Annotated in this window: 12 protein-coding genes and 5 tRNA genes; 14 read left to right on the top strand and 3 right to left on the bottom strand. The window is 62.8% G+C overall.

The features are described from left to right. Nucleotides 1-44: 44 nt before the first annotated feature. The 3 genes from DMX12_RS22110 to DMX12_RS22100 all read right to left on the bottom strand — a co-directional run bounded on the left by DMX12_RS22110 (nt 45) and on the right by DMX12_RS22100 (nt 2515). Nucleotides 45-809, bottom strand: a complete 765-nt coding sequence (locus DMX12_RS22110; RefSeq protein WP_110679444.1) for a FadR/GntR family transcriptional regulator — start codon at nt 807-809, stop codon at nt 45-47. 183 nt (nt 810-992) lie between these two features. Continuing rightward, entirely contained in the window at nt 993-1223 is a 231-nt protein-coding gene (locus tag DMX12_RS22105) for a PP0621 family protein (RefSeq protein WP_029887329.1), read from the bottom strand. 272 nt (nt 1224-1495) lie between these two features. After that, nucleotides 1496-2515 carry an outer membrane protein assembly factor BamD gene (locus DMX12_RS22100; protein ID WP_009683008.1) on the bottom strand — a complete coding sequence of 340 codons (1020 nt, stop codon included), beginning with the start codon at nt 2513-2515 and terminating at the stop codon, nt 1496-1498. Nucleotides 2516-2662: 147 nt separating this feature from the next. On the opposite strand from DMX12_RS22100, the gene rluD reads away from it, so the two are divergent. From rluD to DMX12_RS22030, 14 genes are all read left to right on the top strand, one after another. Continuing rightward, nucleotides 2663-3625, top strand: a complete 963-nt coding sequence (gene rluD / locus DMX12_RS22095) for a 23S rRNA pseudouridine(1911/1915/1917) synthase RluD (RefSeq protein ID WP_009683007.1) — start codon at nt 2663-2665, stop codon at nt 3623-3625. Then, the gene (gene pgeF, locus DMX12_RS22090) at nt 3622-4362 is read left to right on the top strand and encodes a peptidoglycan editing factor PgeF (RefSeq protein ID WP_110679443.1); all 741 of its coding nucleotides are present in this window, start codon (nt 3622-3624) and stop codon (nt 4360-4362) included. The genes rluD and pgeF overlap by 4 nt, the downstream gene beginning before the upstream one ends. A 172-nt stretch (nt 4363-4534) precedes the next feature. Next, nucleotides 4535-7099: an ATP-dependent chaperone ClpB gene (gene clpB, locus DMX12_RS22085; protein WP_110679442.1), complete on the top strand. Its 2565-nt coding sequence runs from the start codon at nt 4535-4537 to the stop codon at nt 7097-7099. Nucleotides 7100-7561: 462 nt separating this feature from the next. Then, a tRNA-Asn gene (locus DMX12_RS22080) sits at nt 7562-7637 on the top strand. Nucleotides 7638-7640: 3 nt separating this feature from the next. Beyond that, nucleotides 7641-7717 (top strand) — tRNA-Pro (locus DMX12_RS22075). A 6-nt stretch (nt 7718-7723) separates the two neighbouring features. Further along, nucleotides 7724-7799: transfer RNA gene (locus DMX12_RS22070), tRNA-Lys, on the top strand. A 47-nt stretch (nt 7800-7846) separates the two neighbouring features. After that, nucleotides 7847-7923: transfer RNA gene (locus DMX12_RS22065), tRNA-Pro, on the top strand. Nucleotides 7924-7928: 5 nt separating this feature from the next. Next, nucleotides 7929-8004: transfer RNA gene (locus DMX12_RS22060), tRNA-Lys, on the top strand. 332 nt (nt 8005-8336) lie between these two features. Then, the gene (locus tag DMX12_RS22055) at nt 8337-9098 is read left to right on the top strand and encodes an efflux RND transporter periplasmic adaptor subunit (RefSeq protein WP_054913981.1); all 762 of its coding nucleotides are present in this window, start codon (nt 8337-8339) and stop codon (nt 9096-9098) included. Then, nucleotides 9095-10414 (top strand): efflux RND transporter periplasmic adaptor subunit, encoded by a 1320-nt coding sequence (locus tag DMX12_RS22050; protein ID WP_110679441.1) that lies wholly within the window; start codon nt 9095-9097, stop codon nt 10412-10414. Before DMX12_RS22055 ends, DMX12_RS22050 begins: the two co-directional genes overlap by 4 nt. After that, nucleotides 10411-12510 (top strand): efflux RND transporter periplasmic adaptor subunit, encoded by a 2100-nt coding sequence (locus DMX12_RS22045; protein ID WP_177411281.1) that lies wholly within the window; start codon nt 10411-10413, stop codon nt 12508-12510. The genes DMX12_RS22050 and DMX12_RS22045 overlap by 4 nt, the downstream gene beginning before the upstream one ends. A gap of 120 nt (nt 12511-12630) precedes the next feature. After that, a complete protein-coding gene (locus DMX12_RS22040) occupies nt 12631-13128 on the top strand; it encodes a GNAT family N-acetyltransferase (RefSeq protein WP_110679440.1) in 498 nt (165 codons plus the stop codon). Continuing rightward, a complete protein-coding gene (locus DMX12_RS22035; protein ID WP_054913984.1) occupies nt 13128-13457 on the top strand; it encodes a hypothetical protein in 330 nt (109 codons plus the stop codon). Before DMX12_RS22040 ends, DMX12_RS22035 begins: the two co-directional genes overlap by 1 nt. Nucleotides 13458-13492: 35 nt before the next feature. After that, the gene (locus DMX12_RS22030; RefSeq protein WP_110679439.1) at nt 13493-14041 is read left to right on the top strand and encodes a phage tail protein; all 549 of its coding nucleotides are present in this window, start codon (nt 13493-13495) and stop codon (nt 14039-14041) included. Nucleotides 14042-14071: the final 30 nt, after the last annotated feature.

Below are 14071 nucleotides of genomic sequence, written 5' to 3'. Positions count from 1 at the left end.
AGCGGGTACGGCCGGGCCTGTGAGCAGGCCTCTTTCCAGGCGGATCAGTGGTGGTGGTTGAACTCCAGCAGGAAGTGGCGGGCGACCTCGCCCTCCAGTGCGGTCATGTGGTGTTCGGCGTCGCACATGTGCTCGTGCATCAGCCGGCGTACGCTGGGCTCGTCACTGCCGCGCAGGGCGCTGAGCAGTTGTTTGTGGTAGTCGATGTTGGCTGCGGCGAACTGCTGGCGCTTGGGCAGGTAGGCCTTTTTCAGCACCACCAGGTCGCGCAGCAGGTCGTTGAGGAACACGGCCATGAAGCGCAGCAACGGGTTGGGGCAGCGGTGGGCCAGCAGGGTGTGGAACTCCAGCTCCGCCAGGCGCTGTTCGCGCTGGCCCTCTTCGCTGTCTTCCGGCGCACTGCAGAAGTCGATGTTGGCCTCAAGCGCGGCATAGTCCGCTTCGCTCAGCTGGCCCATTACCGACACTGCCAACTCGACCTCGATGACTTTGCGCAGCTGGTACACCTGCTCGCCGTCCAGGTGCTGAAAGTGCAGGTAGTTGCGCAGCGCTCGGCTGGCGGGCTCGGTGCCGACCTCGGCCAGGTAGGCACCACCGGCAGGGCCGGTGCGGGTGCTGACCAGGCCTTCGACCTCAAGTGCCTTGAGTGCCTCGCGGGCAGTGCCCTTGGAGCACTCGAAGTGTTCCATCAGCTCACGCTCGGTGGGCAGGCGGTCGCCGGGGTGCAGCGCTTCGGTGACGATCGAGCGCTTGACCGATTCGACGATCACATCCGACAGCTTTTGGCGCTTGCGTTTGGGTTTGAGCATTTCGCTATTTTTCATATTTATGCGGATAAATAGGATTTAGCGAATTTTGCCGGGGTGGGTCAATGCTGGGGGAGGGGGAGGAGTCGTATTTGGTGTGAAAGGGTCGGGGAGGGATATGTGAAGAGGTGTATGGACTGCAGACCCTGTGGGTGTGGGTAAACCTGCTCCCACAGGGCTCTTTGTTCAGCCTTGGCGGCCAGGACCTTGCTGCAGGTGGGCCTGGCTGCAATACCACTCGTTGCCCTGCTGCAGCGCCCGATCATTGGGCAGGTGCACGCCGCAATGGGCGCAGCGCACCATCGTCAGTGGCGCATCGAGCTTGGCTTCGGGGCGCGACTGCTGGCTGATTTTGAATTTGCGCCACAGCCAGAACGCGGCGGCGATCAGGGCGATCCAGAAAAGTAGGCGAACCATGGTGTCCAGCTTGTTGATGGAAGAAGCCGACAGTCTAGGATGCAGCCGACAAAAAAGGGAGGCCCGAGGCCTAATGCCAGTCAGTTAAGCGTTACTGGGGCTGCTTTGCAGCCCTTCGCGGGCACGCCCGCTCCCACACGTTTGGCGCTGAACTCAAGAAATGCGCAATGCCCTGTGGGAGCGGGCGTGCCCGCGAAGGGTCGCAAAGCGGCCCCAAATCACTTAACTGACGGGTATTGGCCCAAGGCCTCCCTTTCATTTACCGCGGTCGGTCAATCGAACAGACCAAAGGTCATGTAGCTGAACCAGGAGCGGTCTTTCTCGGCCTCTTTCGGGCCCTCGGGCACGATCGGGTCGCCGTTTTCATCCTTGGGCAGCAGCTCTTGCGGCATCTCGTCGCGCGCGTCCTGGAACTGCTTGACCACGTCCTGGTTGGCGCGGGTTTCACCCGGCGGCAGCGGCGTGTCGGTCTCGATCAGGCCCAGGGTGGCCTTGGACAGCCAGCCGCGGCCGTCAGACTCGGTCTGCTTGGGCTGGAACTCGCCATCGACCAGGCTTGGGTGGTCCGGGTAGTTGAGCTTGAGGGTTTCCAGGCTGGTGGCGGCCAGTTCGTCCAGGTGCATCTTCTGGTACGACTCGACCATTACCGCCAGGCCGTCGCCGACCGAAGGCGTTTCCTGGAAGTTCTCGACCACGTAGCGGCCACGGTTGGCGGCAGCCACGTAAGCCTGGCGGCTCAGGTAGTAGTCGGCCACGTGGATTTCGTACGACGCCAGCAGGTTGCGCAGGTAGATCATGCGCTGCTTGGCATCGGGCGCGTAGCGGCTGTTGGGGAAGCGGCTGGTCAGCTGGGCGAACTCGTTGTACGAGTCGCGGGCAGCACCCGGGTCACGCTTGGTCATGTCCAGCGGCAGGAAGCGCGCCAGCAGGCCACGGTCCTGGTCGAACGAGGTCAGGCCCTTGAGGTAGTAGGCGTAGTCCACGTTCGGGTGCTGCGGGTGCAGGCGAATGAAGCGCTCGGCAGCCGACTTGGCCGCCTCGGGCTCGGCGTTCTTGTAGTTGGCGTAGATCAGCTCGAGCTGCGCCTGGTCGGCATAACGGCCGAACGGGTAGCGCGACTCCAGGGCCTTGAGCTTGTTCACGGCGCTGGTGTAGCTGGAGTTGTCCAGATCAGCCTGGGCCTGCTGGTACAGCTCGGCCTCGCTGAGGTTCTCGTCGATGACTTCCTTATTCGAGGAACAGGCCGCGGTGAGCCCAAGGATGGCGATCAGCAGCAGGTGTTTCACTTGCATGGCGGCTTGCGTCCCTTTGACGGCCGCTGTTTTGGGCGGTGCCGTCCTGTTATGATGAGCGCCCCGGCCAACCCCGGGACAAAAGAAGCCGTATTTAACCACAAGCTCGCAGCCGAAACCAAAGGCTGTGCGCCCGCCGAATCGAGCATGTCCGAGATCATTCAACTTAGCGCAGAGGTCCCGTCCGAATTGGGCGGCCAACGCCTCGACCAGGTCGCCGCCCAATTGTTCGCCGAGTACTCGCGTTCGCGGCTAACTTCGTGGATCAAAGAGGGCCGCCTGACGGTCGATGGTGCCGTCGTGCGCCCTCGCGACCTCGTTCACGGTGGCTCCCAGCTTGCCCTGCAGGCCGAACAGGAAGCCCAGGGTGAGTGGGTAGCAGAAGATATCGAACTGGATATCGTCTACGAAGACGACCACATCATGGTCATCAACAAGCCCGCCGGGCTGGTCGTGCACCCGGCTGCCGGGCACGCCAGCGGCACCCTGCTCAATGCGCTGCTGCACCACGTGCCAGACATCGTCAACGTACCGCGTGCCGGTATCGTTCACCGCCTGGACAAGGACACCACCGGGCTGATGGTGGTGGCCAAGACCCTGCAGGCGCAGACCAAGCTGGTCGAGCAGATGCAGGCGCGCAAGGTCAGCCGCATTTATGAGTGCATCGTCATCGGCGTGGTCACCGCCGGTGGCAAGATCGACGCCCCGATCGGTCGCCACGGCGGTATGCGCCAGCGCATGGCGGTCACCGACGGCGGCAAGCCAGCCGTCAGCCACTACCGGGTGCTCAAGCGCTTCCGCTCGCACACCCATGTACGGGTCAAGCTGGAAACCGGCCGCACCCACCAGATCCGCGTGCACATGGCCCATGTCGGCTTTCCGCTGGTCGGCGACCAGACCTACGGTGGCCGCTTCCGCATTCCGCCGGCTGCCAGCCCCACCATGGTCGAGGCAGTGAAAAGCTTCCCGCGCCAGGCGCTGCACGCGCGGTTCCTTGCCCTGGCCCACCCGATCACCGGTGAAGTCATGAAGTGGGAGTCGCCACTGCCCGACGACTTCGTCTGGTTGCTGTCGCTGCTCAACCAGGACCGTGAGAGCTTCATCGGATGAGTGACCTGGCGCAGACGCTGCTGTTTCCCGACTGGCCGGCCCCGGCCTCGGTACGCGCCTGTGTCACCACCCGTCAGGGCGGTGTGAGCCTGCCGCCCTACGCCACGTTCAACCTGGGTGACCATGTGGGGGATGACCCTGCCGCGGTTGCCGAAAACCGTCGCCGCCTGCGCGAGCAGTTCGCCATCCAGCCAGCCTGGCTCAAGCAGGTGCATGGGCTGGAGGTGGCGGATGCCAACCCGGCCGTGGTAGCCGAGGCCGATGCCAGCTGCACCCGCCAGCCCGGCATTGCCTGCACCGTGATGACGGCCGACTGCCTGCCTGTACTGTTCTGTGACCGTGCGGGCACCCGCGTGGCGGCGGCGCATGCGGGCTGGCGCGGGCTGGCGGGTGGTGTGCTGGAAGCCACCCTCGACCGCCTGGCGCTGGCGCCCCAGGAGGTGCTGGTGTGGCTGGGGCCGGCGATCGGGCCCAAGGCTTTCGAAGTGGGGCTGGAAGTGCGCGATGCCTTTACTGCCGTGCACCCCGAGGCCGCCCGGGCTTTTGTCGAGGGCGAGCGGCCAGGCAAGCTGATGGCAGACATCTACGAATTGGCGCGCATTCGCCTGGCGGCCGGTGGGGTATCGGCTGTTTATGGCGGTGGCTGGTGCACGGTCAGTGACGAGCGGTTTTTCTCCTACCGCCGTACGCCGCAGGGTGGCCGCTTCGCTTCGCTGGTGTGGTTGCAGCCGCTCTAGCCTTGATGGGCACCGCCTGCCCCAAGCGCTAATCCAACCTGTTGATCCCGGTCAACCCCGCTACGCTTGAATCTTCCAGAATCAGCCTTATCTATAAAGGCATCTCAGGCAGGTTTCTTTATAAACAGGCGCTGTCCATCGCTCCGACCTGCCCTTTAAAGGAAGGTACACCATGCGAATAGACCGTTTGACCAGCAAGCTGCAACTTGCAATATCCGATGCCCAATCCCTGGCCGTAGGCATGGACCACCCTGCTATCGAGCCCGTGCACCTGTTGCAGGCATTGCTCGAACAGCAGGGCGGCTCGATCAAGCCACTGCTGATGCAAGTGGGCTTCGATATCAATAGCCTGCGCCAGGCACTGGTGAAAGAACTCGACCAGCTGCCGAAAATCCAGAACCCCACCGGCGACGTGAACATGTCGCAGGACCTGGCGCGCCTGCTCAACCAGGCCGACCGCCTGGCCCAGCAAAAGGGCGACCAGTTCATTTCCAGCGAGCTGGTGTTGCTGGCCGCCATGGACGAGAACAGCAAGCTGGGCAAGTTGCTGCTCAGCCAGGGTGTCAGCAAAAAGGCCCTGGAAAATGCCATCAACAACCTGCGCGGTGGCGCGGCGGTGAATGACGCCAACGCCGAAGAGTCGCGCCAGGCGCTGGACAAGTACACCGTCGACCTCACCAAGCGTGCCGAAGAAGGCAAGCTGGACCCGGTCATTGGCCGCGACGACGAAATCCGCCGTACGGTGCAGGTGCTGCAACGCCGTACCAAGAACAACCCGGTGCTGATCGGCGAACCCGGCGTGGGCAAGACCGCCATCGCCGAGGGCCTGGCCCAGCGCATCATCAATGGCGAAGTGCCCGACGGCCTGAAAGGCAAACGCCTGCTGGCGCTGGACATGGGCGCGCTGATTGCGGGTGCCAAGTACCGCGGTGAGTTCGAGGAGCGCCTGAAAGGGCTGCTGAACGAGCTGTCCAAGCAGGAAGGCCAGATCATTCTGTTCATCGACGAACTGCACACCATGGTTGGCGCCGGCAAGGGCGAGGGTGCCATGGACGCAGGCAACATGCTCAAGCCGGCCCTGGCCCGTGGCGAACTGCACTGCGTGGGCGCCACTACGCTGAACGAGTACCGCCAGTTCATCGAGAAAGACGCCGCCCTGGAGCGCCGCTTCCAGAAAGTGCTGGTAGAGGAACCGAGCGAAGAAGACACCATCGCCATCCTGCGTGGCCTGAAAGAACGCTACGAAGTGCACCACAAGGTGGCCATCACCGACGGTGCCATTATTGCTGCGGCCAAACTCAGCCACCGCTACATCACCGACCGTCAGTTGCCGGACAAGGCCATTGACCTGATCGACGAAGCGGCCAGCCGCATCCGCATGGAGATCGACTCCAAGCCGGAAGTGCTCGACCGCCTCGATCGCCGCCTGATCCAGTTGAAAGTGGAATCGCAGGCGCTGAAGAAGGAAGAAGACGAGGCAGCGAAAAAGCGCCTGGAGAAGCTGACCGAAGAAATCGAACGGCTGGAGCGCGAGTATTCCGACCTGGAAGAAATCTGGGCTTCGGAGAAAGCCGAAGTACAGGGCTCGGCGCAGATCCAGCAAAAGATCGAGCAGGCCCGCCAGGAGCTGGAAGCTGCCCGCCGCAAGGGCGACCTGAGCCGCATGGCCGAGCTGCAGTACGGGGTAATCCCGGACCTGGAGCGCAGCCTGCAGATGGTCGACCAGCACGGCAAGACCGAGAACCAGTTGCTGCGCAACAAGGTGACCGAGGAAGAGATTGCCGAGGTGGTGTCGAAGTGGACCGGTATTCCGGTATCCAAGATGCTGGAGGGCGAGCGCGAAAAACTGCTGAAAATGGAAGCGTTGCTGCACCAGCGCGTGATCGGGCAGGGCGAAGCGGTAACCGCCGTGGCCAACGCTGTGCGCCGCTCGCGTGCCGGGTTGTCCGACCCCAACCGGCCAAGTGGTTCGTTCCTGTTCCTGGGCCCTACCGGTGTGGGCAAGACCGAGCTGTGCAAGGCACTGGCCGAGTTCCTGTTCGACACCGAAGAGGCCATGGTCCGCATCGACATGTCCGAGTTCATGGAGAAACACTCCGTGGCTCGCCTGATTGGTGCGCCACCCGGGTACGTAGGGTACGAAGAGGGCGGTTACCTGACCGAGGCGGTACGGCGCAAGCCCTACTCGGTGGTGCTGCTGGACGAGGTGGAGAAGGCCCACCCGGATGTGTTCAACGTGTTGCTGCAGGTGCTGGAAGACGGCCGCCTGACCGACAGCCACGGGCGCACCGTGGACTTCCGCAATACGGTGATCGTGATGACCTCCAACCTGGGCTCGGCACAGATCCAGGAGCTGGTCGGCGACCGTGAGGCCCAGCGTGCGGCAGTGATGGATGCAGTAGGGGCGCACTTCCGTCCGGAGTTCATCAACCGTATCGACGAAGTGGTGGTGTTCGAGCCGCTGGGCCGCGAGCAGATCGCCGGCATTACCGAGATACAGCTGGGCCGCCTGCGCAGCCGCCTGCTGGAGCGCGAATTGTCGCTGAGCCTGAGCCCGGAAGCGTTGGACAAGCTGATCGCCGTGGGTTACGACCCTGTCTACGGTGCCCGCCCGCTGAAACGGGCGATCCAGCGCTGGATCGAAAACCCGCTGGCGCAGTTGATCCTGGCAGGCAAGTTCATGCCGGGTACCGCGATCACTGCCAAGGTGGACGGCGACGAAATCGTCTTTGGCTGACCTGCTTCACCATGAGCCCCGCGTTTGCGGGGCTTTTTTTTCCTGGCTGCCTGCGCTGGCCTGTTAGCGGGTCATACGTTTACCTGCAGCCTTGAAGCCTGCGCATAACCCTGGAGGAGCGGGTTCACCCGCGAAGAAGCCGGCACCGCCCCAGCAAATTCGGGCTTTCCCAGCCTGTCTGGATAACCCGCTGAAATTTTTGAAATTTTTGCTTGCATCAAAAAACGAGTGCCCCTAATATACGCCGCGTTGTCAGGCACTAAGCGAATCATCAGCAGTAACGATGGCCGAAAAACAACTTACAAATCAGTAAGTTGAATGAAAAAAAGTGGTTGACAAGCAAAACGAAGAATGTAGAATAGCCGGCCTCAGCAGCTACAACGCGAAAGCAGCGAAGCTCAAGAGTCCGAAGCGAACACAGTCTTCGGAGTAGCAAATCGGAAAGTAGTACCGAAGTTCAGTTCCGCGATAGCTCAGTCGGTAGAGCAAATGACTGTTAATCATTGGGTCCCTGGTTCGAGTCCAGGTCGCGGAGCCATCTCGGGGTGTAGCGCAGTCCGGTAGCGCGCCTGCTTTGGGAGCAGGATGTCAGGAGTTCGAATCCCCTCACCCCGACCATTTTCCGGGTCGTTAGCTCAGTTGGTAGAGCAGTTGGCTTTTAACCAATTGGTCGTAGGTTCGAATCCTACACGACCCACCATGTAAAGAAGGGCATCTCAAAGAGATGCCCTTTTTTTTGAAAGACCTCGGGGTGTAGCGCAGTCCGGTAGCGCGCCTGCTTTGGGAGCAGGATGTCAGGAGTTCGAATCCCCTCACCCCGACCATTTTTGGGTCGTTAGCTCAGTTGGTAGAGCAGTTGGCTTTTAACCAATTGGTCGTAGGTTCGAATCCTACACGACCCACCATCTACGATAAGCCCGCCTATTCAAGGCGGGCTTTTTCGTTTGCGCGGCCAAACACCGTAAGACAGTGATCGCCCACGTTTAACAGGCGCGCCTACTTCCAGCAGGACAAAAACATTGATAGCATTCGGCCATTGCGCTGCGCAATTTTTGTGATGCTTTTCACAGTCCCCAACATTCCCGGCTATACAGCTCCTCATTTCCTGCCTTTGACGCTTCTGTTGTATCCCAACGGCCAATGACGCCCGGTGGGCGACCGACGGTGGATCAAGTTCGGGGCAAATCGGCTGATAACCCCTTTGCAAGCGTAAAGATTCATACAAGGACGTAGCGACATGAAGCAGTGGCTGGGCTGTGCGGTACTGGTTGTTTGGGGCGTTGTGGCGCAAGCCGCCACTGAGGGCGATCCGTTGCTGGATGCACCTGCAGCCACTGCCAGCGAAATACGCGGGGTCTTGCGTGCACGCTCGCAGGCGGTCCTGGCCAGTGAGTTGCCCGGCCGGGTGGTGGAGATGCCGTTTGCCGAAGGCCAGGCCTTCAGCAAGGGCGATGTGCTGGTGCGCTTCGATTGCAGTGCTTATCAGGCCCAGGCCAATGCCTCCGGTGCTGCTGTGCGGGCTGCCCGGGAAGAGCTGCGCAACAAGCAACAACTGGCCGCGTTGAATTCGGTCGGCCGTTTCGAGGTAAGCCTGGCCGAGGCTCGCCAGGCGCAAGCCCAGGCCGAAGCCCAGGTTTATCAGGTGCAAGTGCAGCGTTGCCAGGTCAAGGCACCGTTCGACGGGCAAGTGGTGACACGCCGGGTGCAGGCTCACGAAAGCGTGGCCAGCGGCGCGCCGTTGCTGGAAATCGTCGACAACCGCTCGCTGGAAATCCATTTGCTGGTGCCCTCGCGCTGGCTCGGCAAACTCAAGCCTGAGCAGACCTTCAGTTTTGTCCCCGATGAAACCGGCCAACCCATTGATGCAGTGGTCAAGCGCCTGGGGGCGCGTATCGATGAGGGCAGCCAGACGCTGCTGCTGATCGCCAGCGTGCCGGCCAAGACACCAGGCCTGCTGGCCGGGATGAGCGGTACCGCCCACTTCGCCCAGCCACAATGAACGCGCCCGTTCCCGGCCCGCTGGAGCAACTGCTGGCCCATTACCTGAAGCTGGAGCGTCAGGCGCGAGCGGCTGCCTCCATCGAGGTGCTGTCGTTCAGCATGGTCAATGACAGCCAGCCGTTGTTTGGCTATCGCCACGGCGCCTTGCTGATTGCCGGCAAGGTCCGCGCCTTGACCGGCATCAGTGTGGTCGAGCCAAACGCGCCCTTCGTGGTGTTCATCGAGCGCGTGGCCGCGCAGCTGGCCAACGGCGAGCGCTTGGGCTTGCCAGGTGCAGTGCCGCAGGACAGCGTGGACTCGAACAGCCGCGATGACTGGCAGGCGCTGTCGGCACCCCATGCGTTCTGGCTACCGCTGAAAGACCGCCGTGGTGACGTTTTTGGCGGGTTGTGGCTGGCCCGGGACAACCCGTGGAGCGAGGCCGAGCAGGCGCTGCTGGCGCAGTTGGGCGATTGCTACAGCCATGCCTGGCGGGCCCTGCAACCGAGCAAGCCCTGGCGCCTGCGCTGGCCGGCCCGCACCCGCTGGGCCGTGGCCGGCGCGCTTTTGCTGTTGCTGCTGCTGCCTGTCCGGCAGTCGGTACTGGCGCCTGCCGAAGTGGTACCGCGCAATGGCCAGATCGTCGCCGCGCCGCTGGACGGTGTAATCGCCGAGTTTCTGGTCAAGCCTAACCAGCCGGTCCGTGCCGGTGAACCGCTGGTGCGCTTCGATGCCACGGTTCTCAAGGCGCAGGCCGATGTGGCCGAGCGTACCCTTGGGGTCGCCGAGGCTGAACTGAAAGCCAATACCCAACGGGCGTTTTCCGATGCCGACTCCAGTGCGCGCCTGGACATGCTGGCCGCACGCGTGGAGCAGAAGCGCGCCGAGCGCGACTACGCCCGCGACTTGCTGGCGCGCAGTGAGGTAAAGGCAGAACGCGATGGCATCGCGGTATTCGCCGATGCCCAGCGTATGCTCGGCAAGCCGATCCGTACCGGTGAAAGGCTGATGGAAATTGCCGACCCGGCGCAGGCCGATTTGCGTATCGAGCTGCCAGTTGCCGACGCCATTGGCCTGGAAACAGGAGCCGAAGTGGCGTTGTTCCTCGACAGCGATCCATTGCACCGCCATGCGGCCAAGCTTGACCGTGCGGCCTACGAAGCGCAGAGCACGCCTGCCGGCCAGTTGGCTTACCGGCTGGACGCCAGCTTCGACAACGCCCCGCCGCGTATCGGTTTGCGCGGCACCGCCAAGTTGTTCGGCGATCGCGCGCCACTGGCGCTGTATTTGCTGCGTAGGCCGTTGGCAGCGTTGCGTCAGGCGGTGGGGCTATGATGCTGCCGCCGCTACGCCCAGACTTGCAGCTCTCGGCGGCAACGCCAGGGCTGGACGGTTCGCCGCAGTGGACACTGGCCGACCCGTTGCGGGGCAAGTATTTCAAACTCGGTGCACCTGCCATGCGCCTGCTGCGCCACTGGGCCCTGGCGGACGGACTGCAAGTGCTGAAAGCGGCCAACGCCGAGCCTGGGGTGCCGTTGACCCCGCAGTCGCTGGACGAGTTGTTGAAGTTCCTGCGTGGCCACGACCTGATCAGCGGCGGCGACCCGGAGCAGGGCGCCAGCTATGCGGCCAAGGCCGCCAGCCAGCGCCAGGGCATCTGGACCCAGGTGCTGCACAAGTACCTGTTCTTTCGGATCCCGCTGTGGCGCCCGGACGCTTTTCTCAACCGTACCTGGCCATGGCTGGAGCGCCATGGGCCCAGCCTGCTGCGGGTGGGGTTGCCAGTAGTGGTGCTGTTGGGCGCCTTCCTGGTGATGCGCGACTGGGAGCGGTTTCTGGCGACATTTCCCCAGTTGTTGAGCTTTGGCGGCATGGCGGCCTTCGCCATTGCCTTGGGGTTCGCCAAGCTTTGCCACGAATTCGGGCATGCCTACATGGCCAAGCGCGCCGGTTGCAGGGTGCCGAGCATGGGCGTGGCGTTCATGGTGCTTTTGCCCATGCTGTACACCGACGTCAGCGATGCCTGGCGCGTGCAAGACCGCCGTACCCGTTTGCTGATCGGTGCCGGTGGCGTGCTGGCGGAATTGCTGCTGGCAGGCATCGCCCTGCTGGCCTGGTCGCTGCTGCCGGACGGGGCAGGGCGCACGGCGGCGTTCATGCTTGCCAGTGCGACCTGGATCACCACCCTGGTGATCAACGTCAACCCGCTGATGCGCTTTGATGGTTACTTCCTGCTCAGCGACCTGTGGGGTGTGGATAACCTGCAAGGGCGAGGCTACGCCCTGTGCCGCTGGCACCTGCGTGAAACCTTGTTCGGGTACGGCGAAGCGCCGCCTGAACACTGGTCGCCAAGCCTGCGCAAGCGGCTGCTGTGCTGGGGGTACGCGTCGTGGCTGTGGCGCGCCGTGCTGTTCTTCGGAATTGCGCTGGCGGTCTACCACTTGTTCTTCAAGGTGCTCGGCATCTTCCTGATGGTGGTCGAACTGGTGTGGTTCATCGGCCTGCCGGTGTGGAAGGAAATGCGCCACTGGTGGCAGCACCGCGACCGTGCGCAGCCACGCAAGGTGCTATGGCTGGCGGGCGGCCTGATGGCATTGCTGGCGCTGCTGCTGGTGCCCTGGCGCAGTGGGGTGGAGGTGCCAGCGATGCTTGAGGCCTCGCGGGCCAGTACCTTGCATGCACCGGTAGCGGCGCAGGTCGTGGCTGTGCAGGTACGCGACGGACAACAGGTGAGCGAGAACCAGGTGCTGGCTGTGCTGGCCTCGCCGGACCTGGAATCGCGCATGGCGATCAACCGGCGTGAAATCAGCATTCTGCAGCTGCAGTTGCGCCGCCAGTCCAGCCGCAGTACCACGGCGGTGGACAGTGGCATTCTCGAACAGCGCCTGGCCGAGGCGGTGGCGGAGTACCGCGGCCTGGCGGCACAGCGTGCGCGCTTGAGCCTGCGTGCGCCGCACGCCGGTACCGTGCGTGACCTGGCCGACAGCCTGCAGCCGGGCCGTTGGGTCAGCGCCGACCTGCCGCTGGCGCGGGTGACCGAACATGGCCTGCGCCTGCGTGGCTACCTCACAGAGGCCGACCTGTGGCGGGTAGCGCCTGGCAGCACGGGGCAATTCATAGCCGATGATTTTCTACGCAGAGCCCTGGCGGTGAGCCTGGTGGCGGTGGATGCCACCGGTGTGAGCCACATCGACCAGGAGGCGCTGGTTTCCGACCACAAAGGCCCAATCGCCGTGCGCCGTGACGAAGACAAGAAAGCCCAGCCACTGCAGGCGCAGTACGGGGCGCAATTTGCCTTGCAAGACCCGGATCAACCACCCCTTGCGCATCCGCAGCGGGGCGTCGTGGTACTGAACGGTGCCGGCGAATCGCTGGTGGCGGCAGCGTGGCGACGCATGGCCGCGATCGGGGTGCGAGAAAGTGGGTTTTAAGTAGTGCGATTGTAGGACAATTGGGATATGGTGCTATCAATTGGCCACACCTCAACGTGCGATGTCCATCGCACCGCTACATTGCTCCAGCAGTTATCGATTACAGGGAAGTTTGCTTTGATGACGAAGTACGCTGTGACGCTGCGTGCCCTGGAGACAGGCGACATGGGCTTTATCGAGCACCTGTACGCCACCAGCCGCGCTTTCGAAATGTCCCATAGCGGCTGGCCTGCGGACGAAATCCAACGGTTCCTCAGTCAGCAGTTCAACTTTCAGCACGCCTACTACCAGCAGCACTATCCCGCTGCTGACTTCTGCGTGATCGAAGCCGGCGGGCAGCCTATCGGCCGGCTTTACCTCAATTGGGGCAGCGCCCGGTTGAACATCATCGATATTGCCCTGCTGCCCGAATTCCAGGGCCAAGGTATCGGCACCGATCTGATCCACCAGCAGCTGTACCGGGCCGACCAACTCGGCCTGGCGGTCGAGCTGTTCGTGGAGAACTACAACCCGGCGCAGCGCTTGTACACACGCGCTGGCTTTGAAATCACCGATCAAAGCGGGGTTTACCTGCGCATGCGCCGTGAAGCTGCCAACCCCGCTGCGAGGATTGCCTGATGAGTGCAGTAGACGAGTTTCCAATGCCCAGCCGTGCGCAGCTCATGGCGGCCGACCCTGCTGGCTTCAAGCTGCAGGTGGGGCCTGGCGAGCATATCGCGGTCGAGCTGGTCGATCTGCGCGACGGCCTGGGCATGAGCGATGAGTATGAGTGCTTCGCCGCCATATTCGCCTTGCCCCAGGGTGTGCGGCTACCCCAGGCAGTTTTCCGCCTGACTGCCTCCGACGCTTGCCAATGGCTTGTGTTGATGACCCCGATGATGCCTTTGCGAGATGGTCGGCATGCTCTGCAGATGGTTATCCACGCCCTGCGAACGGCACACCCTTGACTTGAATCCCAACCACGCAACAAAGGAAGTGTTCGATGAGTGATCCCTTTATCGGTGAGATCAAGATGTTTGCAGGGAGCTACGCCCCGCAGGACTACGCAATGTGCCAGGGACAGTTGTTGCCGATTTCGCAAAACGCCGCATTGTTCTCGTTGCTGGGCACGACGTACGGCGGGAACGGGCAGGCGACCTTCGGGCTACCGCATTTTGGTGGCCGTGCCCCGATCGGGCAGGGGGCCAAGGCCCCAGACGTAGCCGCGCCATTTGCGCTTGGGCAAGCCGGTGGTGTGGAGAATGTCACCCTGCTCAACAGCAACATGCCGATGCATACCCATCTGCAAGTGGCCTCCCAGGCAATGGCGACCACCGACAAGCCTGGACCCAACACCTACCTGGCAGCAGCGGTGGACGGCAGCGGCAACGCGGTGAACGTCTACGGTGAAAGCCTGGTGGAGCCCACCAGCATGGCGCCGCAGTCGATCCAGGTGACAGGGGGGTCCACACCGTTCGCTGTTCGCAACCCCTACCTGGCGGTCAGCTTCATCATTGCCCTGCAGGGTATCTATCCACCCCACCCGTGGTAGTGATAACCGATGGTGACCGCGGGTCACCAT

This window comes from Pseudomonas sp. MB-090624 (genome assembly GCF_003205245.1).
In the GTDB taxonomy this organism is placed as follows: domain Bacteria; phylum Pseudomonadota; class Gammaproteobacteria; order Pseudomonadales; family Pseudomonadaceae; genus Aquipseudomonas; species Aquipseudomonas juntendi.
This window is presented reverse-complemented; position numbering and strand designations above follow the sequence as displayed.